General features: G+C 22.2%; 11 protein-coding genes and 1 tRNA gene. 10 read left to right on the top strand and 2 right to left on the bottom strand.

Annotated features, from left to right (window positions below; all coding sequences use genetic code 4):
* Positions 1 to 91: 91 nt before the first annotated feature.
* From VBM87_RS02205 to VBM87_RS02175, 7 genes are all read left to right on the top strand, one after another.
* A complete protein-coding gene (locus VBM87_RS02205) occupies positions 92 to 8797 on the top strand; it encodes a hypothetical protein (protein ID WP_323177192.1) in 8706 nt (2901 codons plus the stop codon).
* A 39-nt stretch (positions 8798 to 8836) separates the two neighbouring features.
* A tRNA-Ser gene (locus tag VBM87_RS02200) sits at positions 8837 to 8928 on the top strand.
* Between the two features lie 83 nt (positions 8929 to 9011).
* Entirely contained in the window at positions 9012 to 11717 is a 2706-nt protein-coding gene (locus tag VBM87_RS02195) for a cation-transporting P-type ATPase (protein WP_323177191.1), read from the top strand.
* Between the two features lie 173 nt (positions 11718 to 11890).
* Entirely contained in the window at positions 11891 to 14203 is a 2313-nt protein-coding gene (locus tag VBM87_RS02190; protein ID WP_323177190.1) for a class I tRNA ligase family protein, read from the top strand.
* Between the two features lie 20 nt (positions 14204 to 14223).
* Positions 14224 to 17343: an endopeptidase La gene (lon, locus tag VBM87_RS02185; RefSeq protein ID WP_323177189.1), complete on the top strand. Its 3120-nt coding sequence runs from the start codon at positions 14224 to 14226 to the stop codon at positions 17341 to 17343.
* A 22-nt stretch (positions 17344 to 17365) separates the two neighbouring features.
* On the top strand, positions 17366 to 18217 hold the full coding sequence (gene truB / locus VBM87_RS02180) for a tRNA pseudouridine(55) synthase TruB (RefSeq protein ID WP_323177188.1): 852 nt from the start codon (positions 17366 to 17368) through the stop codon (positions 18215 to 18217).
* A 25-nt stretch (positions 18218 to 18242) separates the two neighbouring features.
* A complete protein-coding gene (locus VBM87_RS02175; protein WP_323177187.1) occupies positions 18243 to 19133 on the top strand; it encodes a YcsE-related riboflavin metabolism phosphatase in 891 nt (296 codons plus the stop codon).
* 32 nt (positions 19134 to 19165) lie between these two features.
* On the opposite strand, the gene VBM87_RS02170 is transcribed toward VBM87_RS02175, so the two are convergent.
* Positions 19166 to 20218, bottom strand: coding sequence for an MAG5150 family histidine triad lipoprotein (locus tag VBM87_RS02170; RefSeq protein ID WP_323177186.1), 1053 nt, complete (start codon positions 20216 to 20218; stop codon positions 19166 to 19168).
* 118 nt (positions 20219 to 20336) lie between these two features.
* Here VBM87_RS02170 and ligA point away from each other — a divergent pair, with 118 nt between their 5' ends.
* The 3 genes from ligA (at position 20337) to VBM87_RS02155 (ending at position 24353) form a co-directional block, all read left to right on the top strand.
* Positions 20337 to 22328: an NAD-dependent DNA ligase LigA gene (gene ligA / locus VBM87_RS02165; RefSeq protein WP_323177185.1), complete on the top strand. Its 1992-nt coding sequence runs from the start codon at positions 20337 to 20339 to the stop codon at positions 22326 to 22328.
* Positions 22329 to 22331: 3 nt separating this feature from the next.
* Positions 22332 to 23084 carry a triose-phosphate isomerase family protein gene (locus VBM87_RS02160; RefSeq protein WP_323177184.1) on the top strand — a complete coding sequence of 251 codons (753 nt, stop codon included), beginning with the start codon at positions 22332 to 22334 and terminating at the stop codon, positions 23082 to 23084.
* A gap of 81 nt (positions 23085 to 23165) precedes the next feature.
* Entirely contained in the window at positions 23166 to 24353 is a 1188-nt protein-coding gene (locus VBM87_RS02155) for a phosphoglycerate kinase (RefSeq protein ID WP_323177183.1), read from the top strand.
* Positions 24354 to 24463: 110 nt separating this feature from the next.
* Here VBM87_RS02155 and VBM87_RS02150 read toward each other — a convergent pair.
* Positions 24464 to 25290: IS30 family transposase (locus tag VBM87_RS02150; protein ID WP_323177182.1), on the bottom strand; the 827-nt coding region annotated here is incomplete at its 5' end.

Raw genomic sequence — 25290 nt, 5'->3', positions numbered from 1 at the left:
TTATCCCTATTTTTTTATATCTTTTTAGTATAATAATATGACTAATATATATATATATATATATATCAAATTTAAATTATGGAGGTTATAAATGAAAAATAGAAACTTTAAAAAGTTAAATTTAATCACTTCTACCGTTATAGCAGCCGGATTATTATCTACTTTTTCTTTATCAACGCCAAAAAATTATACTAAAGCTAAAAATCAAAATTCTTTTGAAGGTCATAATCAAAATGCAACAGTAGATTTTTCTACATGAATGAAAAATGTGCCTGATGAAAGAAAAATAACTAATTTATCCATTCCTGGAACCCATGATTCAGCTATGTTTGATGGAACTGGTCCAGCGTGAGTTTTTGGACGTTTTTTAGCGCAAACGCAAGTAATGAATTTTGCCCAACAATTAAAAGCAGGAATTAGATTTTTTGATATACGTGTTAGATATCAAGATGGTAATTTTTGATTAACGCACGGTGCAGCTTTTGCTTCAACTGGTTTATTAGATTTTTTAAGAGAAGTTAAAAAATTTCTTCAAACAAACCCCTCAGAAACAGTTTTATTTAGAATTAAAGAAGAAAATGGCAGTGTTAGAAATGATAATGCTAATAGACAATGATCAGATAGATTATTAAATGCTTTGCGTAGTAGCGAATTTCGTGATTTATTTTTTAATTATGGTAATAAACCAAGTGCTTATGTTCCTACTTTAAAAGAACTAAGAGGGAAAGCATTAATGTTTAATCATTTTCATCATTTAATAACAACTACAAGAGAATTTGGTCCATTGTTTAATGACGGTTCTTTTGATAGAATGTTTCTAGTTCAAGATAGATATGAAAATGTTAATGAAAACAGTAAAACAGAAGCCTATATAACTTCACAAAATATTATTGCTAATAATAGCAAAACAAATTCAGGAGATTTTTTCTATATTAATTTTGTTAGTTGAGCAAATGGAAGTTCTCCTTGAAATAATGCTCGAAAAACAATGCCTAAAATTTATGATTTTTTAAAGAAAAATCAACAATTTAGAGTATTGGGAATTGTTCCAATGGATTTTCCTTCTTCTGCTATAATTGAAGAAATACTAAAAAGAAATTATTCATGATCTGAAGAAGAAATTAAACAAAATCACTACTCAAAATTATTAACTAATGTTTTTCAAACAACGCCAAGTGCTGGAGATAATTCTTTTAATATAACTTTATCAAGCAATAATAATGCAGTAGAAAATATTTATTTAGATATAAATGTTGAAAGAACAATTAATGGACAAAAATCAATTGTTTATAACGAACAAAAAAGAAAATTAACCTTAGAAGAATTAAAATCTCTTAAAATAATCTTAAATAAAAATAATTTTAAATTTAATTTAAATGATATTTTAACAGTTAAGTATAGACAAATTTTACCTGCTAATGATTATTATAATGAAGATGTTTTAAGTGAATATACTCGTAAGTCAACTGTGAGTGGAGAAAATGCTATTCTTAAATTAATTAGAGCATTAAAAACAAAATTAAATTTAGCTCCATCGATAAATAAAATTACTAGTTATAATTCAATTTTACAAACTAAAATTCAAGAAATGAATAATTTAATAGATCAAATAGATATTACTGTTGATAATCGAAACACCAGAAATAAAATAGCTAATTTATCTAGAAAAATAGATTTTTTAAATAATAATTTATTACCCGCATTAAATAATAGTAATAATATTGTTTCTCAATTAAAAAATCAAAAATTAAATCATTTAAATAGTAATAATTCTCAAATACGAGAAATTTTTGAACGAATTTTTAATCAAATTTTAAATTTAGGCATAGAAAATAATAAAACTATATTAAATAGTAATATTGAAACAGAATGAATTGATTCTCAAATTAATAAAATAGAAAATAATTTTCAAAAAATAAGCAACAAAATAGATCCTATTCTTGATACAATTAAAAAAATTGAAGTTTTATCAATACCATTTTTTGAACAAAATATTAGACCTAATCAAACACCAATTTATAATTCATATAAAATTTATATAACTAATGAAATAAATTCAATTAAAAATACACAAGTAGTTAATTTATTATCAAATTTGTCATTAGATAATATAAGTGAAGTTAATCAAAAGTTAGAAGAATTAACAAAAAACTTTAATTTAATTAATGAACGTTTAAGCAATGATAAAAATCTTTTAGACGAAATAAATAATTTTTTAACAATTATTAATACATTTATTAAACAAAGCAAAATAGAAAGTAATGTTATTTTCAATAATTCAAAAATTGCAATAAGTGAAAAATTGAAAACATTAACTATTTTTAATACTAATTTTGTCAATTCTCTTAATATTTTTACAAATGAATATTTGAAAACCACACAAGAAGAAATTTTAAAAAGCTTAAATCTAATTTTTACTGATTTAAAAAATGCAATTGGTTTTGACAATAAATTAAGAAATCAAATAGTACAACAAATTGATGCTTTAGGAAATATAACTATTCAAAATTATTTTTGAAAATTAAGTGATAGTCATTTTTTAAATAATTTTAACAATATAATAAAAATAATTAATAAAAAAGAACAAATAAATAATATTTTCTTATTGGATGATTTAATAGAAGAAACGTTAAATAAATTAAATAATAATAACTTTAATAATGAAGATGGCAACACAATTAATAATTTAATTTTAGAAATTAAAGAATTTCATAATACAGTTGGTTTGATAACAGATTATTATGCCATAACTTCATTTGTTACAAATGATTCATATAATCAAAAAGAAAAAGAATATTTACAAAATTTAACTAATTTAATTCAAAATAGTAAATTAAATAATGAACAAAATTTAAATAAAGAATTAATAAATAAAATAAATAAAAATATTGAAGAAATTTCACAAATTATTCTAAACAACCAAAATTTAATTCATCAAAATTATTTAAATTTTATTCAAACAGATATTAATACTTTAAAAGTAACATTAAATAATGATAATGAAACTACACTAAATGCTAAATTAAATAATCTCAGTGATTTAAATAAATATTTAAAAGATCAAAACAATATTAATAAATTAAAAAATCTAACTTCCAAATTTGAAAATTTAAATCAATTAATATTAAATAATAAATTAAATCAAAGTGATTATAGTTTATCAATTAATAATTTTTTAAGTTTACTTAATAAACACAAACCCTCTTTTGAAATTATTGAAGAAGTTTTACAACAATTGGAAAATAACATTAATCAAATAATAAGCAAAAGAAATTCTCTTAAAATTTTTATTGAAAATAATAAAATTCAATTATTTAATTTATTAAATGAAAATATTGAAAATTCTATTTATAAAGAAATTGAAAATTTAACAGAATTAAGTTCACAAATTCAATTGATTAATGATTATACAAGTGTAAATACTTTAGAACAAATTAGAGATAATTTAATATTAATTAATGATAAGATTGATTTATATAAACAAATTAATTCAATTATTAGCACTATTAATGAACAACATACTAATTTATTATCAATTAATGATGTTATAAATAGTAATAAACTTTTTGAAAATCTGAAAGAATCACATAAAAAATTAATAAATAATTATTCTGATCAAATTAAACAAATAAATTTAAATCAATTAATTAATTTTCAAAAACAACAACAAAATTTAATTAACAAATTCAATTTAATTAGAACTCAAAATAATAACAATGATTTTAAAGAAGTACAAATTACTTTTGTTTTAGCAAATTCAAATGATGAAATTATTCAAACTAATAATTTAATTATTTTAAAAAATGGTCAAAATATTAATTTAACTACTTTATTTAATACTAATAACTATAGTTTAAATAGTTCTCAAGAAATTGAATTTATTAGTGAATCAAAAACTTTTAAATTAACACCAAAATATAAATTAGTTACTGTTAATTTTGTCAATGAAAATAAAGAACTTATTTTAAGTAAAACACATAATATAAATTACAATGAGAATCAAATTAATATAAAAAATTTAATACCTGATAATTATTCTTTAAAAGATCAACAAACTACTTATACTTTAAACAATAATAATTCAATTGACATTGTAATTATTAAAAATCAAAAGCAAATTAATTTAAAATTTATTGATATTAATCATCCTGCAATCCCAATTCATAATCAAATAATCGAAATTAATCAAGATCAAAAAATTGTTGATTTAACACCATATTTGCCATCTAATTATTTATTTGCTCCTAATCAGCCCAATATTGTAAGCGTTGAAAATTTAATAGATGTTTTATTAGTACCACAACAAGCACAATATATTATTACTTTTATTAATTCAGAAAATAGTCAAGAAATTAATCGCATCAGTTTAAATGTTAGTGCTGATGGACAAACTTTTGATGTTAGTCAATTTATAGACAAAAAAAATTATCAATTAGCTACAAATCAAGAAGAAAATGTTTTAATAAATGGGAATTTAATTGTTTATTTAATTCCATTATTTAAGGAAGTTAAAATTAGTTTTGTTGATAATTTTACAAATGATTTAATTAATGAACAAATATTAAATATTAATCGTAATGGGCAAAAAATTAATTTGCTTAATCTTTTTGATAATCAAAATTATCAATTAGCACAAACTGATCAAAATGAAATAAACATTGATAATAACGTGACAATTAAATTAATCCCTTTGTTTAAAATTGTGACATTAAATTTAATATCACAAAACACAGTTGATACTTTAAAAATTAGAATTAGTTCTAATTTAAAAGAATTAATGATATCTGATTATTTACCTAAATTTTATAAATTATCTAATTTAAAAGATAATCAACAAGTTATTCCAGAAAATAATTTAATTGATGTAAAAGTGACAAAAAATACTAAAGAAGTTAAATTAACTTTTAAAAATTTAGAAAATAATATTGTAGAAATTAAAAATATTGAAATTGATTATGATGCTAACCAGATTAATTTAAATGATTATTTACCAACTGATTTTGAGTTAATTAATAGTGAGAATAATATAGTTACTTTTACTAATGAAATTGAAATTTTAGTTAAAGATAAACAAAAAAGCGTTCAACTGTCTTTTGTTAATGAGTTTAATAAACAATTAATTAATATTGTTAATGTAAATATTAATACTCGAGGACAAATTATAAATTTAAATAATTATTTTGATACATTAATTTATAAATTGACAAATCAAGAAGATAATACTATCAATATAATTGAAGATAAAGTTATTTTATTGCAACCATTGAAAAAAGAAATTACCTTCAGATTTATAGATGAAAATACGTTTTCAACTATTGGCTTACCAGTTAATTTAAGTATTGCTTTTGAACAAAATGAAATTGATATTGCAAATTATTTACCTGAAAATTATTACATTGATAATTCAATAATTCTTCTTAATGATCAAATTCTTATTAATGTAGTTATAAAAAATAAACAGCAAAATGCAACTATTTATTTTGTAAATAATAATGGTAATATTATTTCAAGCGTTAATCAAACTTTTGATTTTAAAAATAAGGAAATTAATATTTTAGAATTATTACCACAAGGTTATATTTTAGTTAATGAAAATGATGCAAAAATAACATTAAATAATTCCGTTCGTATTAATGTAATTAAAAATAGTAAAACTATTGAATTAAAATTTATTGACCAAACAACTAATGAATTAATTAGTAATAGATTTATTGAAATTACTTTAAATGGACAAAATATTAATTTAAATGATTATTTTAAAAATGCAGATTATCAAATAATAACAGAACAATCTAATGAATATTTTGTAAATAATAATACAAATATTTTAGTAAAACAGAATCAACAAAGCATAACCTTAAATTTTGTTGATAATGAAAATCAGGTATTAATTAAAAGTTTAAAAATTAAAATATCAAAAGATGATAAAGAAATAGATTTAAATAATTATTTACCACAAGGTTATGAATTAATTGATACAAATAAAGTTAACGTTAAAAATAATCTTACAATTGCTTTAAAAGCTTTAACTAGAAAAATAAATTTACAATTTAAAATAAAAGAAACAAATCAAATTATTACTAATAAAATCATTACTATTAGTCAAAATGATCAAAGTATTAATTTATTAAGTTATATTCCTGATGATTATTTACTAGATTATAATAATAATCAAATTATTTTAGCAATTACTGATGAACAAAAAGAAGCTATTGTTTATATATTAAAATCAGCTAAATCTATTACTTTAACATTTAAAAATGCTAAAGATAATCAAACAATTAAACAAGAAAGAATTGATTTAGCTAATAATAACGGACAAATTATTGATTTAAGCTTATATTTTGATTATCAACTGTATACTCCTGAAAATAATAATTTATATATATTTGCTAACGAAGATAAAGAAATTAAATTAATGCAAAGAAGTAGATATATTACTATTAATTTTATTGATGAAAATAATTTGATAATTAAACAAAGTAAATTAAGAATCAATTTAGAAATTAATAATATAAATTTAATTTCTTATTTACCTGAAGGTTATCAAACAATAGATAATCAAAATTTAGTTAATATTACTGACAAAGAAATTATTGAAGTTAAAGTTCTTAAAGATCAAAAACCTATTCAAATTAATTTCCATGATGCTCAAGGCAATATTTTACAAACGACAAACAATGAAGTTAATCGTAATGATGTAAATATTGATTTAAGACCATTATTGAATGATAATTTAGAATTAGCCACTTATCAAAATCCAATAGTACTTATACAAGATACTATTAATGCTATGGCTAAATATAAAACCAATAATTATGTAGTAACTTTTGTTAATAAAGAAAATAATGAAATTATTTCTAAACGTACTTTGTCTTTAAAAATTAATGGTGAGTTAGTAAATCTGATGACACTTTTTGATCAAAATAATTTTAGATTAGTGGATACTGAAAATGAAGTTTTAATAGCTCAAGATTTAACAGTTAATTTAATGCCTAATTATAAAAATGTAAAAGTTAAATTTATTGATGCTCAAAGTTTAAATATTGTTCATGAAGAAATAATTAAAGTTAGTGCTTTCATTGACAATATTATTCCAAGCAATATTTTGCCAACTAATTATCAATTCAATAAAGATAATACTTATAATATAAATGAAAACAATGAATTAAATGTTTTGATTGATAAAAATAAAATTAACTTAACTATAAGTTTGGAAACATTAGATAAACAAATTATTAGACAATTTAATCATAGTATTAATTTTGATCAAAAAACAATTGATACTACTGCTTATATTCCTCATAATTATGAACTAGTTAATTCTGATGATCAAACAATGCTTGTTAATAGTAATAAAGTAATAATTAAAATTAAAGAAAAAACTAAAAAAATCAATATAGATTTTATTAATTATGAAACTAATTTATCAATAGGTAAAGCTAATTTAGAAATTAAAATTACAGGTGAGCAAATTAATTTAAATAATTATTTTGATAATCAAAATTATGAATTAATTGATAAAGATAATAATTCTTTATTTGTTACTAATGATTTAAAAATAAATGTAGTTTTAAAAGAAAAATTCGTTATTTTACAATATGTTGATTTTGTAAGTCAACAAGTTATAAATAATTATCCACTTGATAAAAATACAATTAATAATAATGAAATTAATCCAAGAATAGGATTGCCTAATAATTATGAACTTATAGATAATAATTTAATTTCATATAATAATGAAAGTTCTATTAAAATTTTAATTAAACAAACTAAACGTGAAATTACAATTGTTTTTGTTGATCAAGATAGTAAAAAAGAACTTATTCGTTTCAATAAAATTGTTGAATTATCGAATGATATTCTTGATCTAAGTAACAATTTACCTGAAAATTATGAATTTAAAACAACTTCTAAAATTGATTTAGATTCACAAATTAATCTTTATACAATAGAATTAATTGATAAAAATAAAATTAAAGAGGAAAAAGAAAATCAAAATATTGAACAACCAATTCAAAATGAAAATCAAAGAATAATAAATGTAATTTTCATTGATCAAAATAATAAAGAAATTAAACAAGAAGAATTAACACTTGATCAAAATCAGACAACAATTGATTTAACTTCTTTAATTCCTCAAGATTATCAATTGTTAGACGATCATATATTAACTTTAAATAGTAATGATACTTATAAAATTGTCATAAAAAATAATAAAGAAAAAGATTCAAACGCTCAAGAATTAGAATCAAACAAAAAGATAATTTTAGATTTTGTTCTATCTAACACACAACAAAAAATTAATAGCATTGAATTAAGTATTAATAAAAATGGTCAAGAAATTGACTTATCGTCATATTTTGATACTAAAAAATATATAACAAGCGATTCTAAGTTAAAAATATTTGTAAAAGAAAATCAAGTAATTTATTTACATAATATTTTTAAATTACGTGTGAGTTTTTATGATGAAAATATTTTAATTCAAAATGCTGAAATTAATATACCAACAAGAGCAAACAATGAACAATTAAAAAATGCTTTAGAAGAATATGTTAAAAATAATTTAAGAAATTATACATTTTCAAAAGATAATGAACTAAAAATGAACAAAACAAGCAATTCTTTAGAAGTAAAAATTACTAGAAATAATAACAATAATGATCAAGTTGTTATTCAAGAAAAATCAACAAATAAAACTGCAATTATTGTTGGCTCAATTCTTTCTATTTTAGCAGCTATAGCAGCGGGAATAGCAGGATTCTTTTATTACAAGAAAAAAAATAAAAAATAGTGCTTTTGCATTATTTTTTTATATAATTAAAAAGCTGATGGAACAGTACTCAAGTTGGCTGAAGAGGCGGTCCTGCTAAGACTGTAGGGGAGGCAACTCCCGCGGAGGTTCGAATCCTCTCTGTTCCGCCAGTTTTTTTTATACTTTTTTTCTTTATAAATAGTTTTTTTATTTTTATCTTTTATAATTTTAAAGAATTATAAAAAGGAGCAGAATGCAAAAAATAATTGATTATAAAAAAGGGTTAACAAATAAACAAGTAAAGGAATTACAAAATAAATTTGGTAAAAATACTTTATTAAAAAATAAAAAGGTCAATTGCTTTGTTGCTTATTTTAAACAATTTTTAGATCCGATGGTGATTTTATTATTAATAGCTGCATTGATTAGTTTAGCATTAGCTATTTATGGTCATTTATCTAATGTTAATCATGGAACAGAATTAATTGTATCATATGTAGAACCAGGAATAATTTTTCTTGTTGTTTGTTTAAATAGCATGTTGGGGGCCTATCAAGAAGTCAAGAGTGATCAAGCCGTTAGAGCATTAAGTAAATTGAACCAGGCTAATGCCACAGTTATTAGAGAAGGTAAAACTGTTATAGTGCCTGCAGAAGATTTAGTAGTTGGAGACTTAATTGTTTTAAATGCTGGAGATGTTATTAGTGCTGATGCAAGAATAATTGAAGCTTTTAATTTAAAAGTTATTGAATCTTCATTAACTGGTGAATCATTGCCAGTAGACAAATGAGCAGATTTTGAAAAAAGTAAATCTACAATTTTAGCTGAAAATAATCATTTAGTTTTTTCTAGCACTTATGTAGCAAATGGCAAAGCTATTGCAATAGTTGAAGCAATTGCTAAAGATACAGAAATAGGAAAAATAAATGATTTAATACAAACACAAGAAAAAGTTTTAAGCCCTTTACAAATTAAATTAAATAAATTAAGTAAAATTTTTGGCATTTCAGGTATTGTTTTACTTTTAGTAAGTTTTATTTTACAAGTTATTTTAATAGGGACTATAAAAAATCAAGCTTTTAGAGAATTAAAAACTTATACTGATTCTTTGGTAATAGGTATCAGTTTAGCGGTTGCAGCTATACCTGAGGGATTAATTACTTTTACTACTGTTTTATTAAGCATTGGTGTAGCACAAATGTCAAAACAAAAAGCTTTAGCTAAAAATCTTTTAGCAGTAGAAACTTTAGGCTCAGTTTCAATAATTTGTAGTGATAAAACCGGAACATTAACCGAAAATAAAATGACTTTAGTTGATGTTTTAATTAATAATAATAAAATGGAATTAGCTACTAAGGATGAACAAATTCTTTTAGCTAAATATTTAACTTTATGCAATGATGCTTCATTAGAATGAGAAGAAAAAAATAGTTCTTGAATTGAAACTGGCGATCCTACAGAAATTGCTTTACTTAAATTTGCCTATAATTTAAATATTAATAAAAAAAATTTAAAAAATGAATATCAAATTTTAGATTCTTTACCTTTTGATAGTGATAGAAAATTAATGTCTACTTTAGTTAAATATAAAAATAAAAATTATCTTATTACTAAAGGTGCTCCTGATATTTTATTTAATTTAATAAAGGAACAAAATATTGATAAATATATTGAGACTAACGAAAATTTTGCTCAAAAGGCTTATAGAGTTTTAGCTGTTGCAATTAAAGAAATAAATAAAGAAAAAATTAATTTTGCTGACGAAAAAGATTTAAAACTTTTTGCTCTAGTTGCATTAATTGATCCACCAAGAAATAATGTTAAAGAAACCATTGCTTTAGCCAAAAAGGCAGGAATTAAAACAGTGATGATTACCGGAGATCATTTAACTACAGCTAAAGCAATTGCTAAGGATTTAGGTATATATGATACTAATGATTTAGCTATTACTGGCGAAGAATTAGCTAAATGAGATGATGAAAAATTATTAGCAAAAGTTAAAGAAATTAGTGTTTATGCACGTGTTAATCCTAATGATAAATTAAGAATCGTACAAGCTTGACAAAAAAATAATCAAGTTGTAGCTATGACGGGTGATGGTGTTAATGATGCTCCTGCACTAAAAAGTAGTGATATAGGTTGTGCAATGGGTATAACTGGTACTGACGTTGCTAAACAAGCTGCTGATATTGTTTTAGTTGATGATAATTTTAATACTATTGTCAATTCAGTAAAAAATGGTCGTTTAATTTTCGATAAAATTAAAGTAGTAATAATGAATTTACTTATTTCTTCAGTAACTGAAGTATTAGTAATGTTAATTGGAATGATTGTATTTTATTTGTCCTTTAGAAATACTATTGGAACTCAAACAGAGTTTTTTATTTTTGGAGCCTCGCAACTTTTATGAATTAATTTATTAACTCATGGTTTTCCTGCTATTGCTTTAGGATTGGTCGATAGTGGTAAAAATGTGATGAATCGCAAACCTTATTCAAAAAAAGAAAACATTTTTGCAAGAGGAATGGGAACTAATTTAATTATTCAATCACTTATTTTATCTTTATTGACATTAATTTCTTATGCATTCGGAGCTTTAGTTGCAATAAAACAAAATTTAACAGGCGCCGAATTTTTACAAACTACATCTACTTGTGCGTTTATAACTCTTGGAGTCGCGGCTTCATTAAATAGTATTAATTTAATGTCTGATAAATCTATATTCAGAGCTTCTTTGAGAAAATATTGAATAGTGTGAATAGCTGCTTTATTTTCAGCAACTTGTACTATAATTGTTGTTATTATACCTGGTTTATCTGAAGTTTTTAGAATGGTTGATAATATTTGAAATAATCTTTTAATTTTATTTATAGGATTACCTTTAGCTTTTGGTTTGATAATTTATAATGAAATAGTAAAATTATTTAAAATAATCAATTCAAGAAAAAAAGACAAATAATAATATTTTTCGTTTGTCTTTTTTTCTTTTTTCAACTTTAAAAAAATTAAAAATAATAATGTAATAGTAAAAAATAAAAATAACAACTTTTTTAATATAATTAATAGTAATTTGTATTATGTATTATATTTATATATTATTAACAAAAATAAAATAAAATTGAGGTATAAACAATGAATTATGACGTTAAATTAATAGAAAAAAAATGACAAAATTTTTGACTAAAAAATAAATTGTTTGAACCTAAAAATGATTTTAATTTACCCAAAAAATATATTTTAAGTATGTTTCCGTATCCAAGTGGCAATATACATATGGGGCATGTAAGAAATTATGTTTTAGGCGATGTATTTGCTCGTTTTTATCGTAAAAATGGATTTAATGTTTTACATCCTTTTGGTTGAGATGCGTTTGGTTTACCAGCAGAAAATGCTGCAATAAAAAACAATATTCATCCTAAAGAATGAACATATCAAAACATAAATAAAATGAATGAGAGCATTAAAAAATTGGGTATTTCTTTTACTTGAAGTAGACAAATTATTACCGCTGATGAAGATTACACTAAATTTGATCAATTAATTTTTGTAAAAATGTGAGAAAAAGGATTAATTTATCGTAAAGAAACGTTTTTAAATTGATGTGAAAAAGATAAAACAGTACTTGCTAATGAACAAGTGGAAAATGGTAAATGTTGAAGATGTGATGAACCAGTTATTCAGAAATTAATGCCTCAATATTATGTAAAAATTACTAAATATGCAAAAGAATTACAAGATTCATTGTCAGAACTTAAAAATTATTGACCTGAAAAAGTTTTATTAATGCAAAAGAATTGAATTAATTATAACGAAGGTTATGAAACTAATTTTGTTGTTAATAATCATAATTTAAATGTTTTTTTTAATAATTATCAAGAATTAATTAATGCTGATTTTTTAGCTATATCGTCAAAAAATAAATTAATTAAAAAATTATTTGATGATAATGTATTAAATCAAGAAGATTTAGAAAAAATTAATGTTATAACAAATAATGCAAAGGCAAAAAAGTTTGATAAAAAATTATTATTTAAATTGCCTTGCTCAGCTAAATCTAAAAATTTTAGTTTACCAATATATATAACTGATTTTGCAAGCGCATTAACTGATGAAAATATATTAATTATTAATATTGATGAAAACAAAACATATAAAGAATTTGCTATTAAAAATAATATTAAAAAGAATAACACAAAAAACAAATTGTTTGATATAGATTATATAAAAAGCAATAAAGCAAATTTAAAAGATTGAGGTATTAGTAGACAAAGATATTGAGGTGCTCCTATACCAATTGTTCATTGTAAAGATTGTGGTATTGTACCTGAAAAAATTTCTAATTTACCTGTAAAATTACCAGAAAAAGTAAAATTTAATGGAGAAGGAAATCCTATTTTAACTAATTCTGATTGATTAAAAACATTTTGTCCTAAGTGTAATAAAATAGCACAAAGAGAAAGCGATACCTTCGATACTTTTTGACAATCAAGTTGATATTTTGCTAGATATACAACTGCGTTATCTAAAAGAAATAATGTTATTTTTGATGAAGAAGTTAATTATTGAAAAAATGTAGATCAGTACATAGGGGGTGTTGAACATGCTATTTTACATTTATTATATTCAAGATTTTTCACTAAGGTTTTAGCCGATTTAAAATTATTAAATTACAGAGAACCATTTAATAAATTACTTACGCAAGGGATGGTTTTAAAAGATGGTTTTAAAATGTCTAAATCAAAAGGCAATACAGTTAGTCCAGAAGAAATGATTAATAAATATAGCGCAGATGCAGTGCGTTTATTTATATTATTTGCCGCTCCTCCTGAAAAAGATCTTGAGTGATCTGATACTGGAATAGAAGGTTGTCAAAGATTTATTAACAGAATAATTCAAAAATCTTATGAAATACTAGATAATAAATTTGATTATAAAAATTATTTAGAAACATTTGATTTTAGCAAATTAAATTCTATTGAAAAAAAAGCTAGAAAAAAAATGTATGAATTAGTTGAAAAATTTAATAATATTTTTATCTCAAACAATAATTCATTTAATACTATTATTGCTTTATGTATGGAAATATTAAATGATTTTAATAATATAAATAACTTAGAATTAAATAATGAATTCTTTTATATAATATTAAACATTTTAGAACCTTTCATGCCTCATTTAGCGTGAGAACTTAGCGATAAATTTTTTGGTTTAAAAAATTTAAGTAAAATATCCTTAGATCCTAGAGCATTATTAAATGAAGAAATAATTTATCCAATTACTGTAAATGGAAAATTCAAAAATCAAATAATTGTTCCCGTTGAAAAAAATAATCAAGAATATGTTTTAACAGAAGCCAAAAAAATAATTAAATCTATTTTAGAAAATAAAAAAATAATAAAAGAAATTTTCATTATTAATAAAATAGTTAATTTTGTCATTAAATAATAAATTAAAAGGAAAGTGATATGGTAGATTTCGAAAATTTTCTTTATTTTGATCTAGAATCTAAGTGAAGTAATTCATGAGTTTTTTTAAATAATGATTATCGAAAAATAAAAGTACCATGATCTTCTGAGTGAGAATTTATTTTTTCTGAATATAATAATTTTAGAAGAAATAATAAAGACAAAAAATTAAAATTTATAGCTGTGTATTATAAAAAATCAGAAAACCCAGATATAGATAAAATAAACATTGATTATTCAAAATATTTAGTAGCTAGCCCGATTATAGCTGATAAAAATGATAAATTTTTTAATTTTGTTGTTAATAGAAATAGAAAAAGAAAAATTATTATTTTAAAAAAATTTTTTAGTAGAGGATCTTATTTATATTTAGATGATATAACAAAAAATAAAAACAACACTTTTAATATCACATTAAAATGTATTGGATATATTGATTTCATTCATCCTTATAATGAAGAAGATATTTATGATGAAAATGGCGATGATCCTGATAATAAAATTAATAAAATTGAAGATTATAACAGAATAATAGTTGAAAATGATATTAATGAGCAAAATAAAAAAGAAATTTTAATTGCTTTTTTAAATAGTTTTAAAAAATTTTATAATTATTTTTCAGTACTATTTGGCACTGAATTATATTTAAAATTAATTGATCATATTATTAAAAAAAATAAATATGGAATATCTTCAAAAAAATACATTAATATTTTAAGAACATATTATTCATTTTATTCATTTAAAAATTATGATATATCTATATCAATTAAAGATATGCTTAATTACAATGAAAAAACTGTAGATTTTATTATTAACACATGAGAAAACATTGATAAGTTTATTTATAGAATGATATCTTACTACGCTATATTTGCTTGCATATCTAATTATGAAAGATTAATAATGATTAATTGACCTATTATTGATCAATTGGAATTCTTAACATATCGTTTAAGAGATTTAGTGTCGATTTCTGTTAATGATAATATTTTAAATAGCAAAGAATTAAAAAAAATTTTTATAATTTATGATACATATGATTATCTAAATTTTAAAGAATTTGCACAAAAAGATGAAAGTTTAATTCCAGATAATTATTATGATATTCTTTTAAATCATGATGACACAAAAGAAGAAGTTAAAGAATTAAAAAATGAACAAGAAGCAAAAAAATTATATTTAGAAATGGTTAATTATTATTCACTGAATAAAGGAGCGATATTTATGAAAAAATTAGGTGATAAAGAAACAAAAGAAATAGAAGAACAAGAAAAACAACTATTGGATTTGCAAGTAGAATATGAAATAGCAGAAAAAATGAAAAATAATTTGGATAAACAACAAAAAGATTTTATTTTAAGAGAAAAATTAAAAGCTATAAAAGATACGATAAATGAAAACAATCCAAATTCTTTAGATAACAACGACGAATATTATAAAAATTTAAATAATCCTAAAGCTAAATATATATATCCAGAATCTGTAAAAAAATTAATCGAATATGAAACAGAAAAATTAAAACAAAGTATGCAAGGTACTCCTGATTCCAATATTATTCAATCATATATTTCTGTATTAAAATCCTTGCCATGAAGAAAAGTCGAAATAGAATCTTTAGATATAAATAAAGTTAAAAAAATACTAGAAAAAAATCATTATGGTTTAAAAGAAGTTAAACAAAGAATAATAGAATATTTGGCTTTAATAATTAATCACAAAAATAATAATTTGCAGGAAAATAATAGTAAATTAATTGACTTAGAACAAGAAACTCAAATAGATTTAAATCTATTTAAAGAAAATCAAAATAATAAAATACAAAAAGATTTTAACAACGTCCCTATTCTAACATTAGTAGGGCCTCCTGGTACTGGAAAAACTTCTTTAGCAAGAGCTATAGCAGAGGCGTTAAATAAAAGTTATATAAAAATTAGTTTAGGTGGAGTGAGAGACGAAAGCGAAATAAGAGGCCACAGAAGAACATATGTAGGTGCTATGCCGGGCAAAATTATAAAAGCCATTCAAAAAGCTGGAGTTTCTAATCCATTAATATTATTAGATGAAATTGACAAAATGTCATCTGATTATAAAGGCGATCCTACTTCTGCTATGTTAGAAGTTTTAGATCCTGAGCAAAATACTAAATTTCAAGATAATTATGTTGAACATGAATATGATTTATCTAAAGTTATGTTTATTGCTACAGCAAATTACTATGAAAATATTCCTGCTCCATTATTAGATAGAGTAGAAATTATAGAGTTGAGTAGTTATACCATTAGTGAAAAAATAAAAATAGTTAGAGAACATTTAATTGATATTGTTATTAAACAAGCAGGATTAAAACCAAATCAATTTCAAATAGATGATTTAACTATAGAGTATATAATTAAACATTACACTATGGAAGCAGGAGTTAGAGGTTTAAAAAGACAATTAGATAAAATCGCTAGAAAAATAGTAACAAAAGTAGTATCAGGTGAAAATATTGAAGATTTTATTGTGAATAAAAAACAAATAGAAGAATTTTTAGGAGTTCCTAAATTTACTGAACAAAATATAACTAATGAATCTGAAATAGGAGTTGTTAATGGATTGGCATATACCACATACGGCGGTTCTACTTTGCAAATAGAAGTAACTACTTTTGAAAGTGACAAAGGAGGTATTAGACTTACGGGATCGCTTAAAGATGTTATGAAAGAATCTGCAAATATAGCACTTACTTTTGTTAGATCTAATGCATCTAAATTTGGAATAAATAATTTTAATTTTGATAAAAATGAAATACACATTCATGTTCCTGAAGGTGCAGTTCCAAAAGATGGTCCAAGTGCTGGAGTTACTTTTACAACAGCTTTAATTTCTGCGTTAACCAATAAAAAAGTTTCTAAAAATATTGCCATGACAGGTGAAATTACTTTAAGAGGTAAAATTTTAGAAATAGGTGGTTTAAAAGAAAAATCATTTGCAGCTTTTACTAAAGGAATAAAAACAGTGTTTATACCTTACGGTAATAAAAAGAATATTATTGATATTCCAAAAGAAGTAGCTGAAAAAATTAAATTTATACCTGTTAAAACATATGATGAAATTTACGAAAGAATTTTTAAGTAGGCCTTAAAGGCTTATTTTATTTATGTTTTATTTATTATACAAAAAAGAAAATATAACTTCTTTTGCTGCGATAAAAGAATTTGCTAAACAAAATAATATAAAAAAAATAGGGCACAGCGGTACATTGGATCCATTTGCTAAAGGTTTATTGTTAGTTGCTACAGATGAAGATACAAAATTATTAGATTATTTAAAATCAAAAACAAAAATATATGCAGCAAAAATAAAATTTGGGACTCAAACAGATACTTATGATTTAACAGGAAAAATAATAAATACTTCTGATAAAACAATTTATCAAAATGATTTGCTTAATATAAAAGAGTGATTTTTAAAACAAAAAATACAAAAACCTCCGATTTATAGTGCTAAAAAAATTAATGGAAAAAAAGCTTATGAATATGCTAGAGAAAACAAAACAATTTCATTAAAAAATCAAAATATTGAAATTAAGGAGATAGAAATAATTAATTTCAATATTTTTGAACAAACCTTAACAATAAAAATAAAAGTATCTAACGGAACCTATATAAGATCTTTAGCTAATGATTTAGGACTTTATTTAAATACATATTCACATTTATTAGAATTAGAGAGAATCGAAATTTCTGGACTTAATATTTCATTACTAAAAAACAAACTTTTTGCTAAAATTAATGATAGTCTTAAATTTAATTTAGATTTTTTAGATTTATCAAATAATGAAATAAAAGAATTAAAAAAAGGTAAATCAATACATATAAAAAGAGTAAATAATAATTTATATTTATTGAGAGATAAATTAGATACTACAATAATTTTAGGAATTATACAAATAAATAATAATGAATGTAAAGTTGTAAAACTTTTTGGTAATAGATTGTTAAAGTATTAAATATAAAATTAAAAGAGAGGAAAAAATGAATTCTAATAAATTAAGAAATAATCTTAAAAATAGAATAAAAATGGCGGCTTTTGATGTTGATGGTACTATAATGCCGTTTGGAAATCCTGAATTTAGTCCGGGAATCAAAAGAATGTTTAAAGATTTAAAATCAAATAATATATATTCAATAATATCAACTGCAAGAGATTTTGTTACTATAGGTAATTTTTTAGAACAAATTCCAGAAGCCAATTATTTTATTGGTGCTAATGGAATGTTTATTTTCGATAATCAAAATAAAAAATATTTATATGAAAATTCTATAAAACTTTCTGATTTGATAATTTTTTATGAATCATTGTTTGGGAAAGAGATTCAATATGATGAAAACGGAAAAGTTAAAAAATTTAAAGATTTAGAAAGCCTTACTGTTCCTGATATGAAATATATATATCATTCTCCTCAGATAAATAAAAATACATGATTTTTGACTCCTCATCAAAATAAATTAAAACCAATTAATTTTGAGGAAATAGATAAAGAACATATTCATATCATAACATTAACCTCTTTTAATCAAGAAGCAACTGATCGTTTAGAATTGTATGTTTCTAAAATAATAAAAGATAATAATTTATCATTAGAAGTTACTTCTAAATGAAATAAAGGTATATTTGTTACGCCAAAAAATGTAACTAAATATCATGCGTTAGAAATTTTAGCTAATCATTTAAATTTAAGTGTTAGTGAGAATATGATAGCTTTTGGTGATAGTACAAACGATTATGAAATGTTAGAAAATGCTGCTTTTAGTGTTGGTTTAGGAAATCATGACCCAAACATTAAGATTATTACTGATTATCATGCTGATCTAGTTGAAAACGATGGCGCTTATAAAGCGTTAAAGGATTTAAATATTTTATAAATAAAAAATAAGATATTTTTTTATCTTATTTTTTATTTTTCAATGTTATTTTTATCAATATTCAAAATATTAATAAAATTTTCAAGAATGTTTAAAATTTCATTATAGTTTTGTGAATAAGCAGTTAGTAAGTTATTTAAATTTAAAATTTTTAGTTCTTTAATATTTTCTATTTTGGTAAAAAATAATTCAATATTATTTTGAAAATTATTAAAATCATTATCATTATCTATTTTATTTTGTTTTATATTGTTAATAATAATTTCTTTTTGATTTTCACTATTATTTAAATAGTTTTGTAATATTTTGACAAGCACAATAGTTAATTGTAACATGTTAGCATTAGCGTGTGAATGGTTGTGATTGATAATTTTAGAATAATCAAAATCTTCTATATTATTTTCTGAAATTGATATTAACATATTATCATTTATTAATGTTTCTTTTAAAAATTTTAAATCATTATTTAAAAATATTATTCAATTTTGCATTAGAGGCAAATCATTATTTAAAATTTTATTTTTATTCTTTAGTATTAAACTATAACTAAGATTAGAAGAATTTAAAAAAGAACTTATCTTATTACTATTATTAATTAATTGCGTTCTTAAGTCTTTAACAATTAAATCAATTGTTTCAATTAATTTTGATAAAGTTGAATTATTTTCTAAGAAAGTATTTTTTAAGTATTCGCTACTTTTACTATATGTTTGAATATATTTAACAAGGTTATTTAAATTAATATTTGAATTGTTACTATTAAAAACGTTTTTGCCATATATTTCTTCGGTTGTTATAAAATTTTTAAAAAAATCATTAATAATGAATTCTAATAATTGTTTTTCATTTGTTGATACTTTAGATTCATATAAATTAAAAGGATTCATATTACCAGAATTAAAAGTAAGATTATTTTTTATATATATTAATTTATATTCTAAAGAATTTGTTAAGTTCAACAAATTTTGATTTAGCAAACTTAATGTATTTTTTGATTCTTTATTTTCACATGAAATGATTGCAAGTGGTAATATTGTTATAACTGTAATACTAGGTAATATTTTTGCAAATAATTTTATTTTCATGTTTTAATTCTACCTGAAATTAATAATTTTTATTATTTTTATATTTTTTTGTAAAAAAATATATTTTTTACTTAGAAATGAAACTTTTTTTAACATAATAATTAAAAGAAAGGCAAAAATGGAGCAAAAAGATATAAAGGAAAAAATAAAAATATTGGTTAATAATATCAATCGCTGAAATCATGAATATTATGATTTAGACAATCCCACAGTGAGCGATTTAGAATATGATTTAGCTTTAAGAGAATTAGAAAAATTAGAACAATTTTATCCAAATTTAATTTTAGATGATTCACCAACTAAAAAAATTGGTTCAAAAGCAAATAATAAATTCAAAAAATTTAAACATAAAAAACCAATGTTATCTTTAAATAAAGCTTATAACTATGAAGAAATATCTAAATTTCTTGATAATATTTTAAAAATTGTACCAATAAACGATGTTACTTTATTTCTTGAACCTAAAATAGATGGTCTTTCAATTTCATTACATTATGATAAAGGACAATTGATAAGAGCTGTAACTAGAGGCGATGGAGTTGAAGGAGAAGAGGTAACTGAAAATGTTTTGGCTATAGATAATAAACTTAAATCAATAATGTTTTTTGATTATATTGAAATAAGAGGAGAAATTTTTCTTTCAAAAGAAAAATTCAAAGAATTAAATGAAATTTCACAACTCAATAATGAAAAAACATTTGCTAATCCTAGAAATGCTGCTTCAGGTACTTTAAGACAATTGGATTCTACTATAGTTAAAGAAAGAGGATTAAGTTTGTTTTTGTATGAAATAGTAGAACCAGAAAAATATGGTTTAAAAACACAACATGAAGTAATTAATTTTATAAAAAATATCTCTCTTCCTATAAATGATTATTTTAAAATAGTTGATATTGAAGATCTAGAAGAAGAAATTAATAATTTTTCTTTAGTAAAAAATAATTTGCCTTATGATTCCGATGGATTAGTTATTAAATTAAATAATTTAATATTTTGAGAAAAATTAGGCAAAACTTCAAAATTTCCTAAACATTCTATAGCTTTTAAATATGAAGTTGAACAGGCAAAAAGTAAAATTTTAGACATTAAAGCTACTGTTGGAAGAACAGGAAAAATAACTTATATTGCTTCTATAGAACCGGTTGAACTTAACCAAACTATTGTACAAAATGCAACATTACATAATTTTAATTTTATAAAAACTTTAAATATTGATATAGGCGATGAAGTAGCAATTATCAAAGCAGGAGAAATAATTCCTAAAATTATTGCCAATCAAACAGTTAAAAATACTTTAACATCTTATAAAAAAATTATTTATTGTCCTTCATGCAATGAAAAACTTATAGAATATGAAAATAATGTTGATCAATTTTGTCTTAATAAAAAATGCCCAGATATAATCATTAATACAATAATTCATTTTGCTTCAAGAAAATCTATGAATATAACTGGTTTAGGAGAAAATACTGTTAAAGATTTATATAAAGCAAATATTTTAAAATCAATAATTGATATTTTTAATTTAGAACAGCATAAAGAAAAAATAACATCTCTACCTAAATACGGTGAATTAAAAGTGAAGAATTTGCTTGAAAATATAGAAAAAATTAAAAATACTGAATTTGCCAAAGTTTTATTTGCTATAGGAATAAAACATGTAGGACAAAGAGCATCTCAAATTTTTGCGCACTATTATAAAAATTTTAGTGAATTAATTGATGATAAAGATTTACAAAAAATTAATAATTCTTTTAATATTGGTCCTAAAATTATTTTATCTGTTAAAAAATATTTAAGTGATACTGACAATATTGAATTGTTAAAACAATTAGATAAACAGTTAATATTTGTGAAAAAAAATGATGTTAATTTACAAAATACAAAATTAAATAATTTAACTTTTGTAGTAACTGGGAAATTAACTAATTCTAGAGATTATTATCAAGATTTAATAGAAAAAAACGGAGGAAAAGTATTATCTAATATAAGTAATAAAACAGATTATTTACTTGTAGGAGATAATGCTGGATCAAAATTAATTAAAGCTCAAAAACTAAATATTAAAACTATAAATGAAACTGATTTTTTAAATCTTTTAGAGGACTAAATAATGAAAAAAATGTTAATGTTGGCTAATTGAAAAAATAATTTAGACTATTTAGAAACTAAAAAATTTATTAAAGAGTTTAATAATTTAATTGAAACTAATTCTTACAAAAAATCTTATGAAAATATTTTTAAAGCTTATGAAATTATAATTGCTCCTTCATACATTGGTTTAGGAATTCTTTATGAGGAACAAAATAAATATTGGAAAATTGGTGCACAAAATTTATCACTTTATAAAAAAGGACCTTTTACTGGTGAAATAAGCGCAGAAATTTTAAATAAATTAAATGTTAAGTATGTAATTTTGGGCCATTCAGAGAGAAGAAGATTTAATTTTGAAAATAATTATGACATATATTTAAAAGCTAAATTGGCTTTAGAAAATAACATAACGCCAATTATTTGTGTTGGAGAAAATAGTATAGAATATCAAAAAGGTATAACTAAAGAAATAATAATAAAACAATTAGAAGAAACTATAAAAGATTTGGATAAAAGTCAAATAATAATTTCTTATGAACCTATTTGAGCAATTGGAAATATAGCAGCTGATGCACAAGTAGCTAATGATGTATGTAAATTTATAAAAAAATGATCAAAAAATCAAAGCAAAGTTTTATATGGTGGCAGTGTCAATAAAATTTCTATTGCTAAATTGGTTAATGCAGAACATATCGAAGGTTTTTTAATTGGTAATGCTAGTTTAGATCCACAAAGTTTTTTTGATTTAATAACTTATAAATTAAACAATTAAAATTAATTCTTCTAATTTTTTTAACAATAAATATAAAACTTTATAATATAAATTATAACTTTAAATTTAAGGAGTATTTTTATGAAAAAAACAATTAATGACTTAACTTTAAGCGGTAAAAAAGTCATAATGAGAGTAGATTTAAATGTTCCAATTAATAATGGAATTATAATGTCAAATAAGCGGATTGTTTCTTCATTACCTTCAATTAAAAAAATATTATCTGAAGATGCTAAATTAATTTTACTTTCTCATTTAGGTAGAATTAAAAGTGATAACGATTTAAAAACTAAATCTTTATTTCCAGTAGCTATTGAATTAGCAAGATTATTAAAGAAAAAAGTAGTTTTTGTTGAAGAAACTAAAGGCGCAAATTTAGAAAAAGCTATTAATGAATTAAAAAATGGTGAAATTCTTTTAGTGCAAAATACTCGTTATGAAGATTTAAATGATAAATCAGAAAGTAAAAACAACGAAGAATTAGCTAAATATTGAGCTAATTTAGGAGATTGTTTTGTAAATGATGCTTTTGGAACTGCACATAGAAAGCATGCTTCAAATTATGGAATTGCAAAATTTTCTAAAGAAACAGCTATTGGTTATTTAGTTGAAAACGAATTAAAAGCTTTAAGCAAATTAACTAATGATCCTGAAAAACCATATATGGCCATTGTGGGGGGGAGCAAAATTTCTGATAAAATCCCAGTTTTAAATTCTTTAATTGAAAAAGTAGATCGTTTATTCATTGTTGGAGGAATGGCTTATACTTTTGAAGTTGCAAAAGGCAGAACCATAGGAACATCATTATATGATGCTGATCATTTAGAATTTGCAAAAAATTTTTTAGCTAAACATGGTGAAGATAAAGTGTTTTTACCTATAGATTATGCTATTGTTGATAACTTTAGTGATGAAAAACCAACCATCTGTGAAGTTAATATTCCTGATGGAAAAATGTCCTTGGATATTGGACCAAAAACTGTGAAAAAATTTCAATCAGCAATGAAAAAAGCAAAAACAATTGTTTGAAATGGTCCTGCAGGAGTAATTGAATTTAATAATTTTCAAAATGGAACTATTGGATTGATGAATGGCATAGCGAATTTAAAAAATGCTTATAGTGTTATAGGTGGTGGCGATAGTGCTGCATTTGTTGAAAAACAAAATAAAGAACATTTATTTAGTCATGTTTCCACAGGTGGTGGTGCTACTTTAGAATTATTAAAAGGAGAAGTTCTTCCTGCGATTGAAATAATTAATGAAAAATAGGTATTTAATAATACCTATGGTCCAATGCAATGTGCATTGCAACAGAAAAACACCGTTATCCAAATGTGACAACGGTGTTTTTTGTGATGTTTTTAAAACTATCCTATAAATTATTTTTTAAATTTTTTAAAGAATAAATTTCTTTTTGTGTTTGAAACTCTCGTCCTGTAAGGACGGTTATACAAACCAATATCAGCAATTTCACTTTTCCAAGGTTCTTTATAATAATTAAGATCGAAAAATAATTCATCAGATGAAGAATAATCAAACATTTGTCTTGGCATATTATTAATTTTTCTTTGAACATTCTGTATTTCTTGCTCTGTTACCTTGTTGAAATTTGTTTTTTTAGGAAAATATCTTCGTACAATTCCATTAAAGTTTTCAACTGTTCCTTTTTGGTATGATGCATAAGCATCTGCTTTATAAATTAATATTTTTAATCTAAAACCGATCATAAAAAAGCATTTAAATTCCAAGCCGTTATCAATTGTTATTGACTTAACGTTAAGACGTTTTTCTTTGATTAAATCGAACAATATTTGAGCCACAATTCAAGGGTTTTTGCTAGGCACTTTTCTTATCAAACCATATCTAGTTTTTCTTTCTACAAATGTCAATAAATGCTCACTGCCAGAGCCTTTCTTACCTACAATTAAATCAGCTTCTCAATGGCCAAATTTTGACCGATCATTAACATTTGTAGGTCTAAACACAATTGGGAGAACAAATCTAGCGCCCGCCAATCTTGACACAACCGTACCTGTTCTTTTACCTCCTTTTTTATATTGTTTGCGAAGTCTGTCTTTAAATGTTAGAGCTCATAAACCACTATTAATCCAATTAAAGAGCGTCCTAAGAGAAGGAACAGGAAACTTATTGTGACTTTCAACGATAATTCTTGTTGCTTCAACACCTAAAACAATAGGATCATATA

The sequence above is a fragment of the Mycoplasma sp. 744 genome (assembly GCF_034863305.1).
In the GTDB taxonomy this organism is placed as follows: domain Bacteria; phylum Bacillota_I; class Bacilli_A; order Mycoplasmatales; family Metamycoplasmataceae; genus Mycoplasmopsis.
The sequence above is the reverse complement of the archived record's forward strand: the minus strand, read 5'-3'. Positions and strand labels throughout refer to the sequence as shown.